The organism is Caulobacter vibrioides (genome assembly GCF_002310375.3).
Lineage (GTDB): Bacteria > Pseudomonadota > Alphaproteobacteria > Caulobacterales > Caulobacteraceae > Caulobacter > Caulobacter vibrioides_D.
On the sequence record NZ_CP023315.3, the window covers coordinates 862,865 to 875,787 of the forward strand.

Annotated in this window: 11 protein-coding genes and 2 pseudogenes; 9 read left to right on the forward strand and 4 right to left on the reverse strand. The window is 65.7% G+C overall.

Translation table 11 applies throughout. From position 1 onward, the window contains the following. Positions 1 to 72: 72 nt before the first annotated feature. The 6 genes and pseudogenes from CA606_RS04095 to CA606_RS20535 all read left to right on the forward strand — a co-directional run. Positions 73 to 1,125 carry a helix-turn-helix domain-containing protein gene (locus CA606_RS04095; protein WP_096052270.1) on the forward strand — a complete coding sequence of 351 codons (1,053 nt, stop codon included), beginning with the start codon at positions 73 to 75 and terminating at the stop codon, positions 1,123 to 1,125. 11 nt (positions 1,126 to 1,136) lie between these two features. After that, a pseudogene (locus CA606_RS19765) lies at positions 1,137 to 1,251 on the forward strand (hypothetical protein); the annotation flags it as partial. 73 nt (positions 1,252 to 1,324) lie between these two features. Further along, positions 1,325 to 2,464: a flavodoxin-dependent (E)-4-hydroxy-3-methylbut-2-enyl-diphosphate synthase gene (ispG, locus tag CA606_RS04100; RefSeq protein ID WP_096052269.1), complete on the forward strand. Its 1,140-nt coding sequence runs from the start codon at positions 1,325 to 1,327 to the stop codon at positions 2,462 to 2,464. A 13-nt stretch (positions 2,465 to 2,477) separates the two neighbouring features. After that, entirely contained in the window at positions 2,478 to 2,885 is a 408-nt protein-coding gene (locus tag CA606_RS04105) for a hypothetical protein (RefSeq protein ID WP_096052268.1), read from the forward strand. A gap of 159 nt (positions 2,886 to 3,044) precedes the next feature. Then, a complete protein-coding gene (locus tag CA606_RS04110; protein WP_181242779.1) occupies positions 3,045 to 3,437 on the forward strand; it encodes a hypothetical protein in 393 nt (130 codons plus the stop codon). 244 nt (positions 3,438 to 3,681) lie between these two features. Next, positions 3,682 to 3,796: pseudogene (locus CA606_RS20535) on the forward strand (hypothetical protein); the annotation flags it as partial. Positions 3,797 to 3,798: 2 nt separating this feature from the next. Here CA606_RS20535 and CA606_RS04115 read toward each other — a convergent pair. The 3 genes from CA606_RS04115 to CA606_RS04125 all read right to left on the reverse strand — a co-directional run bounded on the left by CA606_RS04115 (position 3,799) and on the right by CA606_RS04125 (position 6,540). Then, positions 3,799 to 5,559, reverse strand: a complete 1,761-nt coding sequence (locus CA606_RS04115; RefSeq protein WP_233282179.1) for a recombinase family protein — start codon at positions 5,557 to 5,559, stop codon at positions 3,799 to 3,801. Between the two features lie 13 nt (positions 5,560 to 5,572). Further along, complete coding sequence (locus CA606_RS04120; RefSeq protein WP_096052266.1) at positions 5,573 to 5,758, reverse strand: hypothetical protein; 186 nt, start codon at positions 5,756 to 5,758, stop codon at positions 5,573 to 5,575. A gap of 245 nt (positions 5,759 to 6,003) precedes the next feature. Beyond that, positions 6,004 to 6,540, reverse strand: coding sequence for a hypothetical protein (locus CA606_RS04125; protein ID WP_096052265.1), 537 nt, complete (start codon positions 6,538 to 6,540; stop codon positions 6,004 to 6,006). A 736-nt stretch (positions 6,541 to 7,276) separates the two neighbouring features. Between CA606_RS04125 and CA606_RS04130 the strand changes: the two genes are divergently transcribed. The 3 genes from CA606_RS04130 to CA606_RS04140 all read left to right on the forward strand — a co-directional run bounded on the left by CA606_RS04130 (position 7,277) and on the right by CA606_RS04140 (position 10,592). Next, positions 7,277 to 8,413, forward strand: a complete 1,137-nt coding sequence (locus tag CA606_RS04130) for a DUF3644 domain-containing protein (protein ID WP_233282197.1) — start codon at positions 7,277 to 7,279, stop codon at positions 8,411 to 8,413. 1,253 nt (positions 8,414 to 9,666) lie between these two features. Continuing rightward, on the forward strand, positions 9,667 to 10,161 hold the full coding sequence (locus CA606_RS04135; RefSeq protein WP_096052262.1) for a DUF2840 domain-containing protein: 495 nt from the start codon (positions 9,667 to 9,669) through the stop codon (positions 10,159 to 10,161). Further along, positions 10,158 to 10,592 carry a ribbon-helix-helix protein, CopG family gene (locus CA606_RS04140; protein ID WP_096052261.1) on the forward strand — a complete coding sequence of 145 codons (435 nt, stop codon included), beginning with the start codon at positions 10,158 to 10,160 and terminating at the stop codon, positions 10,590 to 10,592. The genes CA606_RS04135 and CA606_RS04140 overlap by 4 nt, the downstream gene beginning before the upstream one ends. Here the strand turns inward: CA606_RS04140 and CA606_RS04145 are convergent. Beyond that, positions 10,589 to 12,595 (reverse strand): DUF3363 domain-containing protein, encoded by a 2,007-nt coding sequence (locus tag CA606_RS04145; RefSeq protein ID WP_096052260.1) that lies wholly within the window; start codon positions 12,593 to 12,595, stop codon positions 10,589 to 10,591. The two genes, CA606_RS04140 and CA606_RS04145, sit on opposite strands and share 4 nt — an antisense overlap. Between the last annotated feature and the right edge of the window lie 328 nt (positions 12,596 to 12,923).

Below are 12,923 nucleotides of genomic sequence, written 5' to 3' on the forward strand. Positions count from 1 at the left end.
TCCGTATAACCGGGGTGGGGGAGTGCGGCGCGCTTCGCGCGCGGCGCGATTTTCGGGGGCGTTTAGCCAATTATGCCGCTGGATACGGGGAACGTGAGGCGTTTGCACCTCGTCGCCGATGTCGATACGGACGAGACTCCGATCGCCGTGGGGCAACCATCGCTGGAAGAGGGCGCGGACATTGGTCTGGCGCTGAAGGCGGCGCGCGAGTTTCGCGGCCTGACCACCCAGGACGTCGCCGACGCCACCCGCATCCGTCAGAGCTATATCGAGGCGCTCGAGGACATGCGCCTCGACGACCTGCCCTCGCGGCCCTTCACCATCGGCTATGTCCGCGCCTATGCGGGCCTCCTGGGCCTGGACGCCGAGGCGGCGGTCGCCCGCTTCAAGAACGATGCGCCCGACGAGGGGGCCGAGCTGCGCGCCCCGGTCGGCGTGCGGCGCGAGCGTGATCCGCGCCTGGCGCTGATCTTCGCCGGCGGCCTTCTGGTGGTCGGCGCGATCCTGCTGTGGAACGTCGCCCAGCGCGCCATCAGCCCGGACGAACCCCCGCCGCAGATCGCGCCGGAGTCGGCTCAGGTCCGCGTCGCCCATGGCGGGACCGTCGGTCCTGGCGGCTCGGTGGCGCTGGGCGCGCCGCTGCCCGCGCCGGTCGAGTCGACGACGCCCGAACCCTATAAGACGCCCGGCCTCGACGACGCCGCCGCCAATGGCGGTTCGGTCGACGCCGCCAAGCTGGCCGCCAAGGCCCGCGCCGAGGCCGAAGCCGCCGCCGGCATCACCGACACCTCCAACGCGGTCGTGGTCGGCGCGCCCTTCAAGCCCAAGGGCCAGATGCTGGGCGCCAGCGCGGCCGACGCCTCGGGCGTGCTGATCCAGGCCCGCAAGGCCGGCGCCCTGACCGTCCGCCGCGCCGACGGCGGCATCCACATGACCCGCTGGCTCTCGGCCGGCGACGCCTACAGCGCCCCGCGCACGCCCGGCCTGATCCTGGACGTGGGCGAGCCGGCCCTGTTCGAGGTTTACTACAACGGCCGCCTGACGGGTCGCCTGACCTCGAACCAGACCTCGGTGGCCAGACTGATCCCGGCCGCGCCTGCGCCGGTGGTGGCGGCGAACCCTTAGGGGCCCTAGGCGAGCGCCCCCTCCGTCCCGATGCGTATCCGCATCGTGACACCTCCCCCGTTTCTCGGGGGAGGAGGTGGCGTCTTCCTCCCTTGCGAAGCGGGGGAGGTGGCTCGGCGCCGGTAGGCGACGAGACGGAGGGGGCGCTTTTGGCGCAAACGCCCTTCTATCCCGCCCCAACACCCTCTAAATTAGCGCCATGGCCGCAGACCACACGCACGTCCGTCCCTGGCGCATGATCACGCGTCGGCAATCGCGCAAGATCCGCGTCGGCTCCGTCGAGGTGGGTGGCGACGCGCCGATCTCGGTGCAGTCGATGACCAACACCCTGACCAGCGACGCCGCCGCGACGCTGGAGCAGATCCGCCAGCTGGAAGAGGCCGGCGCCGACATCGTCCGCGTCAGCTGTCCGGACGTCGAGAGCACCGCCGCGTTCAAGACCATCGCCCGCGAGGCCAAGGTCCCGCTCGTGGCCGACATCCACTTTCACTACAAGCGCGGCATCGAGGCGGCGCAGGCCGGCGCGGCGTGCCTGCGGATCAATCCGGGCAATATCGGCAGCCCCGACCGCGTGCGCGACGTGATTCAGGCCGCCCGCGACCACGGCTGCTCGATGCGCATCGGCGTCAACGCCGGCTCCCTCGAACGCGAACTGCTGGAAAAGTACGGCGAGCCGTGCCCCGACGCGATGGTCGAGAGCGCCCTGAACCACGCCCGCATCCTGCAGGACCACGACTTCCACGAGTTCAAGATCTCGGTGAAGGCGTCCGACCCGTTCATGACGGTCGCGGCCTACTACCAGCTGGCCGAGGCCATCGACTGCCCGCTGCACCTGGGCGTCACCGAGGCCGGCGCGACGCGCACCGGCACGGTGAAGTCCTCGATCGGCATCGGCTCGATGCTGTGGGCCGGCATCGGCGACACCATCCGTGTCAGCCTGGCCGCCGATCCGGTGGAAGAGATCAAGGTCGGCTTCGATATCCTGAAGTCGTTGGGCCTGCGCCACCGGGGCGTCAACATCATCGCCTGCCCGTCGTGCGCGCGGCAGGGCTTCAACGTCATCAAGACCGTCGAGGCCCTGGAAGAGCGCCTAGCCCACATCGCCACGCCGATGTCGCTGTCGATCATCGGCTGCGTCGTCAACGGCCCGGGCGAGGCCCTGATGACCGACATCGGCTTCACCGGCGGCGGGGCCGGGGCGGGCATGGTCTACATGGCCGGCAAGCCCGACCACAAACAATCCAACGAGGGGATGATCGATCACATCGTCGAACTCGTTGAGAAGAAGGCGGCCGAAATCCAGGCCGCGAAGGCCGCGGAGACCCTTGCGGCCGAATAGGGAGATCACGTCCATGCGCGGTAAGCTGAACGGACTTGTGGCCTTGCTGGCCCTCTCGGTGGCCGGCGCGGCCAGCGCGGCGACCCCCAAGCCGCCGCCCGAGCAGGTGTTGGCCAAGATGCTGGACGGCCGCACGGCCAGCGCGCCGGTCAACTGCATCGACCCCCGCAACGTCGACACCGTCGACATCGTCGACAAGACCGCAATCGTCTACCGGCTGCGCGGCGGCCGCCTCTATGTGAACCGGCCCCGGATCGGTGCGGATGCTCTGCGTCGCGACCAGACGCTGGTGACCCGCACGGTCGGAACGCGGCTGTGCAGCTTCGATGCGGTCAACCTGCTGGAGTCGGGCGCCCGCTTCGACGCGGGCTTTGTCAGCCTGGGCACGTTCACGCCGTACGACAAGCCCAAGGCGCGCTAGGGTTTCGCGCCTGAACCAGGGCGATATTTTTCGGATTTGACAATCCAGAGCTGTATGTCATCGTCTCCCGACAGCTCGGGCGAACCTCTTGTTTCGTCGCTAGCAGGGGAGGGTTGGATGACGATGTTTTCCCTTAGCGCTAGATCCTGTAGCGCGAGCGTGATGGCAGCCATGGCGCTGGCCCTGCCCGCCGTCGCCATGGCGGGCGACCAGCGCGCCGAAACCTACCCGAAGGGCGAGGCCAGCCTTCTTCGAGAACTGAACGGCCGTGTGGCCGGACAGCCGGTCAGCTGCATCGACAGCCGCACCGTGATGGACGCCTGGGTCGTGGAGCGCACGGCGATCCTCTACCGCATGCGCGACGGAACGGTGTACGTGAACCGTCCAAGCCAGGGCGCCGATGGGCTGGCGCGGGACTCGGTGCGAGGCGCAACCGGCTATCAGACGCTGTGCGAGCGGTTCGGCGTGGGCATGTTCAGCACCGGCGGCAAGGGCGTGCGGGGTTCAACCGCCGTACGCCTGGGTGCGTTCACGCCCTACATGCGGCCCTGAGGCCTGGGGCGCTCTGGACGGGCCAAGCGGGAACTGGCTTCCGCCCCGGACGCGGACCTAATCCTCCCCCCAGCGGGGGAGGTGTCGGCGAAGCCGACGGAGGGGGAAAAAGCCGGCTCGGCAGCACTTCCCCCTCCGGCCTTCGGCCTCCTCCCCCGCTGGGGGGAGGATTTTCCGAACGTCCGCCCAGGGCTGCCTCTCCCCGTTGGTTTCAGGACGTGAAGCGGACGTTCGGGTTTGCGACCGCCATGCGTCCTTCGAGGCTCGCCTTCGGCTCACACCTCAGGATGAGGAAATCCTGTTGCTGAACACCTCATCCTGAGGTGCGCGCTCTTGAGCGCGCCTCGAAGGACGCAGGGAGTCAAGGTCCGCCCAGGTTTCCTTCTCCCCTTGCGGGAGAAGGTGTCAGCGAAGCTGACGGATGAGGGGTTGAAAAGTCTCTCAGGATAGCCGAGCGCGACCCCTCACAGTCCTTCACCGCTACACCTTCGCCTCCGTGGCGAAAGGACAACCTCAGCGGGGTTTGCATGACGGCCTTACGGTCCTCGGCCCAAGCCAGGATCGTTTCGAGATCCCCGAGCAAGCGAACATCATGCTCGCCGCGCCGCCCGGTCGGCGTCACGACCACCTTCTCGATCAAGCCTCGCAAGGCCGTCGCCGCTTCGGTGCGATTGTCGGGGTCGGCGAGCGCCTCGGTCAACCGCTCGACCTTGCGCCGGTATAGCTCGGCGATGTTGGGGTGAATGTCAGGAACATCGCGCGGGGCCTCGGCCAAGGTCGCCTCGATTGCGACGACCTCGTTCTCCAACTCGCGAAGTCGGCCAACCATGCCCGGCGTGTACTCGCCCTGCTCGATCATGGTCATGAGGCCCTTGTAAGCCTTGCGAGCCTTCTCCAGCCGCTGACGATCCACCGCCTCGTTAGCCCGGCGCTGATGGTTGAGCCGATTGGTCTCCTCGATAAACGACCGCATGGCCTCGGCCGCGATCTGCGGCGTCAGCAACCGGTCTCGCAGACCCATCAGCACACGCGCCTCCAGCCGGTCGGCGACGACTGTCGTGTTGTTGGTGCAGCCCTTGCCGGTGGCGTGGCCAAGACAGGCCATTCGGCCGTTGCCCCGACGACTGATCGCCGCGCCACAGACGCCACAGGCCACCAGACCCGATAGCAGGTTCAATGGACGCCGCGCCGCCGATGCCGCGCCCAGGAGGCGCTTGCCGTCGGTGAGGGCCTGCTCATAGACGCGCGAGAACTCCTCTTGGCGGGCCTTGGCGGCCTCCCATAAGGCGTCATCGACGATCCGCAGGTGCGGCACGTCGGCGTGAACCCATTCGCTCTCAGGATTGGCCCGACGCTTGACCCCGCCCGTGTCGGGGTCGCGAAGATCCCTGGCGCGGTTCCAGACCATGCGACCGACATAGAGCGGGTTGTTGAGGATGCCATGGACCCCGTTCGACTTGCCGCGAATGGTCTGTGATGCCCAAGCGCGCCCTCGCGGCGCCGGCACACCGGCCGCATTGAGCGCCAAGGCGATCTGGCGCGGACTCTTGCCGGCTGCATAATCGCGAAAAATGCCTCTGATCACCTCGGCCTGCTCGGGGATGATCTCCCGCTCGCCGGTGGTTACCTTGCCGGCGGCGTCGAAGGCGCGAACGACGCCGTAGCCGTAACACTTGTTGCCGCTGGCTTTGCCGGCCTCGACCCGCCCGCGAAGACCCCTATGGGTCTTGGCGGACAGCTCCTTGAGGAAGAGTGCGTTCATCGTGCCCTTGAGCCCGACATGCAGTTCGCTGATCTCGCCCTCGGACAGGGTGACGATCGGCACCCCAGCGAACCGCAGGCGCTTGAAGAGCGCGGCGATGTCCTCCTGATCGCGGCTGAGCCGGTCCAGGGCCTCAGCTAGGACCACATCGAACTTGCCGGCCATCGCCTCATGCAAAAGGGAGCGAACTCCCGGACGAAGGATCATCGTCGAACCGGAAATAGCCGCGTCCGAGTAGCGCCCGGCCGGTGTCCATCCCTGGCGGTCGGCGTAAATCTGACAGACCCGAAACTGATCCTCGATCGAGGCCGCCGACTGCTTGTCGTCGGAATAGCGGGCGTAAAGCGCAACGCGGGTCATCGGGAAACTCCCTTCAAGCTGAGGTGTCGTCGGTCTCGGCATTGGCCGCCGCCATTCGCCGCGCGAACTCCTCGCGCGCGATCTGGCGGCCGATAAGCCGCGCCAGCGTCAGCAGCGCGGCTTGGCCTTTCTCGCTGATCGGCGGGCCGTCGTTGGCTGGTGTGAGGGTCTGCGTAGGCGGGGGAGAGGGCGCATCCATGCTTGGCTCCACAACTGGAACCATCAGGGTTTGGGGCACGCCGACAGAGGTCAAAGGCAGACCGGGGTGCGATGCGGCCCTGGACATCGAAGTTTGGAAAACCCCGGAGACCTTGCCGGATATCCCGGACGTCAATGGGAAGGAAAAGCGAAGAGCGAAATTTTGTCGGGTCAAAGCGGCCAGACGCGCCAAACCCGCAATGAATCCGTGGGTCACACGCAACGATCTCGCGGTCTGGTCCGAAATCATTGCGCGGAAACCGGCAACGATTTGGGGGCGTAGGGCTCGCCGCAGCCGGGGCAATGCGCCTTGGACAGGAAGGTCCAGGCCTTGCGGACGAATGGCCACGCTTCGCCGCGCTCGAACTCAAGGATGCGATAGGCAATCGCGAGCTGAGCCGACACGTCCTGAATGGTCCGTGGGGTAAGCTTCCCTAGAGGCTTCAAGGCCTCCTCCCGCACATCACCCAGACGCCGACATTCGGCGTCGACGGCGTCCATCTCCGCTCCCATTGGCAAGGCTCGGATCTGGGCCTGCGTGAGATGGAAGTAGTCGAACTGACGGACCGCCAAGGTCTCAAGCTCCGACCAGCGCGCTGCCAGACGGTCAATCTCTAAATCCAAAGCGATCCAATCGGCGCACTGTGCGGGGATATCGACGGCGTCTCGCGCCGGAAGTCCCCGCACAGGCCCCGCGAACGGAATGGCGGTCGCGCCAATAACGGCGCGACGTGAGATGGCAGGCAGGCGAGCGCCGTCGCCCGTCTTTCGACGCTGGCCCATAGCGTAGGTCCTGATTCAATGATTATTGTTTTGCTATCACATCAACGAAATAAGATCAACGCAAAACGATCATGAGAGCGGAAAACAATAATCTCGCACTCACCGCCGGTCAGATTCGCGCCGCGCGGGGGCTATTGGATTGGAGTCAGCCGCAGCTCGCCGAGGCCGCAAAGCTGTCGTTGCCCACGGTTCGGCGGATGGAAGGGCCGATAGGCCCATCGCGTAGTACCGTTGCAAATGTCGAGGCGATCCGTCGTGCGTTCGAGGATGCGGGCGTGGTGTTCTTCGGCGCCGGCGAGGTTAGCTCAGGTGGTTCAGGCGTTCGGTTCAAATCCGAGAGCTAGCGGTTAAGCCGCAGGCGCGTAGCGCCTAGCCAGGCTTAAACCGCTTGCCGAGCCCAAGCCGGTCGGTGAGCGGCCGGTCAAGGGGGCGCGGAGCGCACCGCCGCAGGCGACGGCAAAGCCGCCCTTGAGGGGGCGATCACCGGCTGGCCGACGACGAAGTCGGCAACGCCAAGAACCGGACCCTCGCGATTTCCGTGCGGAGTGGATTTCTGACTTCAATCCTTCACACCGCAGGTTGCGGTTAGACAACCGCATTTCTGTGCCCCGGCATGGTAGTGGCCCCGCCAAGCATTCACGTTATGGTAGCGCTTGTTTGGTCGCCGAGGGAACTGATGGCTAGGGGGAAACCAGGGAATACGCTGCAACGGTGGGAAGTCGCCCTTGTGAAGGCGATGCAGGCCCGAGGTGGATGGAACGATCAGGAAATCCTGGCCTACTTCACCCGGCCGCTTCGCACGGTGAATCACCGCCTTATCGGCGAGATCAGGACGCAGCATCGTCACAAGGCGATCAACGCGGCCAATGACGACGCTCTCGACGAGTTTCTCGCAACCTGGCCCGACGTTGATCCGTCAACCGGCCTCAGCGTTCGCGGTGACGAACTACTCATAAAGGCCCGCGAGGCGATGATCGCCGCCGTTCATACCTTCAATGGTGCAGGGCTAACGTTTCGGGCTGAACTCTTCATCGTGACGGCCGTCATCGCTTGGACCTATCTCATGCACGCCTTTTACCGACGCGAAGGTGTGGACTATCGATACAAGAAGGCTGACGGAACGGTGATGCAGACGCCGGAAGGGGCCGACAAGTATTGGGAGCTTGGCTTCTGCCTTCGCCATGCCAAATGCCCGGTTGGAAAGCCCGTGGTGCAGAACTTGGAATTCCTATTGATCCTCCGGCACGAAATCGAGCATCGCTCGACGAGCCGCATCGACGACGCCGTGAGCGCCAAGCTCCAAGCCTGCTGCATTAACTTCAACGATGCCCTCAAGACGCTTTTCGGCGCGCAATACGCCATTGAGCGGCGCCTACCGATCGCCTTGCAGTTCGTCACCTTCGGCCCGGATCAACGGGCATTGCTTAAGAAAGCCAGAACGCTTCCGCCGACCATCGTCGCGATGATGGACGCATTCCATGCTGGGCTGTCAGACGAAGAACAGGCCGACCCTGCCTTTGCTCACCGTGTGGTGTTTATCCCCAAGCTCGGGGCCAGGGCGAGCGCCTCAGATGAAGCTATCGAATTCATCAAAGCTGACTCCGCTGAGGGCGAGGAGATTACGAAGGTACTCCTTAAGGACGTCGACAAGCGCCGCTATACGGCCACCGAGGTTGTGAAGGCTATGAGGGATGGCGGCTTCCCCGGCTTTGGCATGAGGGCTCACACCGACCTTTGGCAGGCGTTGGACGCGAAGGCGCCCGGCAAGCCGTTCGGCGGGCCGGGACTATATGCTGGCCAATGGGGATGGTTTGACCCTTGGGTAGCCCGCGTCAAAGCCCACTGCGAAGAAAGCGGGGACCGTTACAAGTAACCGCCAGCGCTGAGATCGTGCGCGCCCGATACGGGCATTCGCCTTGTCCGCAATGGGTCGGGAACCGAAATTGCCACCGCGCCGACAAACGGACCTCGGCCCCGATAGAGCGGTAGCGCGTCGCCGACTTCCAATGTTCGGTTCCGGTTGGGGCGTTCATTTCCGTTCCCGACCCTAGTCGGACCTGATCGAGGTGTGGTTGTCGGCAAAATGGAGCCGAGATACCCTTCGCCCTGATGGTATGGCTCCCCTTTTCGATATTTGCTTGCTGCTGCGTGGCGCAATTTTGGTTTGTACCGAAAGTGGCCTCAGCTCTCGCTGCGCGACATCCCGGAATATACGGTCGAATGCGCGGCCTATCTTATTGGAACAAGCTGATCTGGTTCGCTCTCTTTCGGCGGGATAGAGGGCTGGATGACGCCGATCTGACGCGCCACACCAAGCGATTGCAGCTGCTCAGCAGCATCGCGTTTGCGGCGTGGCTCTCATTCGCAGTCCTCGCCATGACGGGGCGCACTTAGAGTCCGACGACCACCCATGACGGACGCGGCGGGCGTCCGCCTTTCGCGCTAACCGAAGGGCGAGTTCTTGCTTTTGAAATGAGGGATGGGTGTTGGCCTGTCGCTCGGGACTCCAGTGTCGATGTTACACCAACTGGACAGCGTCTTTCCCGTGTTCGCGTCGGCGATCAGATTCACGACCTGACAGCCTCCATGGAAGTACTCTGGAAACTGATCACGCTCGCGCACCAGGTGGACTCCCGCAGGCGCGGAGGTCCAAATGCTTGGGGTCCGCACGAACACCGCGACCCATACTCTTCGCGGTGCGCCTAGCTCAGGCGGTTCACCAGAGGTGGTGAACGGAAGCTCATCACCGTCGCGGACCGTCATCGACATGTAGTGCCGGACGAAGTCGGACTTGTTTAGGTCAGCGGAGGGCAGGATCGCTTGTGCGTCGACCTGTGCAACAGGGGGTTCCGGAGTAGAACACGCCGCGAGGCTCAGGCTCGCGTAGGCGCCCACAGCGGTGACTTTAAGACGGATCGAGCGCATGCCGACGACAATGCGGCAGCCAACGTCCGCAGACCACCCCTTCCCGAAGTTCGGACGGTCTGATGCCGGGCTGTCGTAAAAGCTCCCACCGCTCCCTTTTTTCCTTTTCTTCGCCAGAGCCTGTCTTTCTTCGACAGGCGTTCGCGAGGCATTGCGAACCTCGCGGCCTGACCGGCGGAATGGCGGCCGGGAGCCGCCGCCATGTCCGATGCCGCCTCTAACGCCAGTACCGTTGAGCTGATCTGGCTCAAGGACCGCCTCCAACGCTGGGTCCGCTTCGGCCGGCCTGCTGATGAGATCGTCCACGATCGCCGCCGCCGCGCCGTTGCCTTCGCCCCCGGCGCCGTCTTCGCCCTGATCCATTGGGAGGCTGGCGACTATGGCACCACGCTCTCGCGCCTCTGGGTTCTCCGTGCGGTCGAACCGGGCGAGCCCTTCGACCGCGTCCCGTTCGTGACCCCTGGGGCCAAAGTCCTCCTCGACCTGAAGACCTGGACGAAGGTCCGCGCTGGCCTGGAAGTCATCGACGCCATCGAGGCGCTGGGGATCAATCCAGAGCGCGTCTGTCCCGACCACTGGCGCCATGTCGGCGGGCGGATTGCTGTCGCCGAACCGCCATCGCCCTATACCCGCGCCCGCCATCGCGCCTGGCTGTCGCGCAAGCGCTTGGGCTTGATCGACGAGGACGCGGCATGAAGGTCGAGACCAAGGTCTATCTGCCGGCCGATCTCGCCAAGGCACTCGACCAACTGTCGATCCGCACCCGCCGGCCCAAGTCCGAGATTGTCCGCGCGGCCCTGGCCTCGTTCATGTCGCCGGACGGAGCCGAGCGCACGGAAGCGGCGTTGCTACGCCGCCTGGACCGGATGAACAAACACATGGAGCGTCTGGAGCGCGAAGCCCAGGTCGGCAACGAGGCGCTGGCGATCTTTATCCGCACCTGGCTTGGCGCGACGCCGGTCGTCTCGGCCGCCGACGAACCGGCGACGCGGGCGCTAGGCCAGAAGCGTTATGGCAACTTCATCCAAGCCTTGAACCGCCGCCTCAGCAGCGGCGCCTCACTCGCCGATCAGGCGTTCGAGCCGGGCGGCCTTGGCCTTGATGGCGAGGAGCCCGCCAGTCGCTAGATGCCAAGGCCTCGGCCGCGCCCGAGCTGCCAAGAGATGTTCCCACCCATCTCGACCGTGCCGGCGATCTCCTGGCCCCGAAAACGCTCCATCACCGGCCGCCACGGTACGAGCGCGAAATCCATATGGCCCTCGATCACCGCGAACTTACCTGACGCCATCTGCACGCTGTCGACCAGCTTCCCGCGCACGGCCTCGCCCGGCTCGGGCATTCGGAACGGCAGTCCTTTGTCCTTGGCCATGGCTTCGCCGCGACGGCTGATCTCCTGGCGCTCCAGCTTGGCGAGCAAATCCGGTTTAGCGCGCCAACCGCCATTGGCGCCGCGCGTGGCGTGGCCTTGCCGAACCAGCGTCTCGCGCCGTCGATCAAGGGCGCGCTCGACCTCGGCGCCAAAGCCCTGCGGGGCGGCGTCACGCGCTTGGCCGCCGACAAGCCGGCGATCGAGCCAGGTTGCGCCGTCGCTGCGGAGCTGGCTGTCCAAGTCGAAAGCCGACAACAACCGCACTTGCGAACGCCGGCCCTGTTCGAAGGCCTCGGCGCGGGCCATGAAGTCCTTGGGGATGCTCCAAGTGTCGTCGCTCCAGCGCTCGACCACGCCGGCCCGGCGTAGCGCTTCCAGTCGGCGGACGTGGGCTTCGACGAGATCGTCGGCGTTGGCGCCGGGCGGAAGCTTCATCTCACCGCTGAGCAGGCGTTGCCGGTGATCGCTGGGACGATAGACGCCATCCTCGGCGAGGGAGGCGATGGTTCTGTCCGCCGGGCGACTGGCGGGCATGGCGCCGGTCTCGACGATGGCGCCGATCCTGATGTCTGCGGCGGTGTCGCCATCAACCTCGACATGCCGGACCCGGCCGTCGATCCCATCGACCACCAAGCCGACCCGATCGCCCAACTCGTCGGACAGTCGCTTATCGATCACCCGCCCGGTCTTGGGCGTCGAGGGCTCGCCCGCCGCATCGATGACGAAGGCCTCAGGATTGGCCTCGCGCCCGCGCCGGCTGACCGCCCGGCTCATGGCGCGGATGATGTCGCCGCGCTCGCCAAGGCCTCGCAAGGTCGACTCCAGATTCTCGGAGAGCCGCCAGACGCCGGGGGAAACCTGCTCGGCAAGGTCCATGCGTTCCAAGGTTCTCAACCGACCTTGGCGCAAGGTCACGTCATGATCGGCGCGGACCTGACCGGCGGCCGGGCGCATGTCGATGGTACGCGTCGCGGTCATGTCGGCGACGAGACCGCGGTCGATGTCGGTGAAGCGTTCGGCGGTGATCTCGGCCTCGCGCTTGCGGGCGACCTCCTGCTCGGTCTGTAGCCCAAGCTCCAAGGTCGCCAGTTCTTGGGCGCGATGGCGAAGACCATGGGTCAGGTAGTCCTGGGCAATGATTAGGTCTTTGCCGAACGCGTCCTTGCCCCGGACCACGACGTGGCTGTGCGGGTGGCCGGTGTTGAAGTGATCGACCGCCACCCAATCGAGCTTCGTCCCGAGGTCGCGCTCCATCTGCCCCATGAGGTCGCGGGTAAAGGCGCGCATGTCGGAAAGGTCCGCGCCGTCCTCGGGCGCGACGATGAACCGAAACTGGCGACGGTCGCCGGCGCCGCGCGCGGTGAAGGCCGCGCCGTCAACGCCTTCGCCGTCACGGTCGTAGAGTTTGGCCGGGTCGCCATCGCGGGTGACCCCATCGCGCACGAGGTAGCGCAGATGTGCGCCGGCCGCCTGGCTCCCGAGTTTTAGCGCCGCCATCCGGGTCTTGATCACGACGCGGCGATAGCCGGCGCCGCCGCCGCGAAACTTCATCGCATTGGCGGCGTCCTGGCCTCGGCCGAACCGCGAACACTTGCCGGGCGAGCCTGAACGTCTGGCCGGGCCATGCCCGCCCGATCGCGAGAGCGTCCGCGCCGGCTTGGCGACAAGGCGCGAGAGCCGCTGTCCGCGACCTACCGCCTGCCGTCCATCGCTGCGGATGCGGCCCGGCCGGATCTCGAAATCCAAGAGGTGGTCGTCCATGGCGCCAGCTTGCGCTCATGACCCCCAGCGGCAAGCGTGGCCGGGGGTGGGGGTGCCTATGGCGCAGAAAAAGAAAGGCTCTGGCCGCTTGGCGAGACCAACGCCGCCGCTGATGGTCTTGGAAATTCCAGTGTGCAGACAACCGCGTGAGGGGCCGTTGGCCCCGGACGCTTCAATCTTGCCTTTCTAAGCGCTCCCCTAAAGTCAACCAGCGCCACGACTTTCTCGGCTGCCGCTTCATCGGTCGTCTCATGGCCAAGCTCCTTCCTGCCCGCGTCCGAGGCGCGCGGGTTGCCGCCGAATCGCACGCCGGGACCTGAGGGTCCAA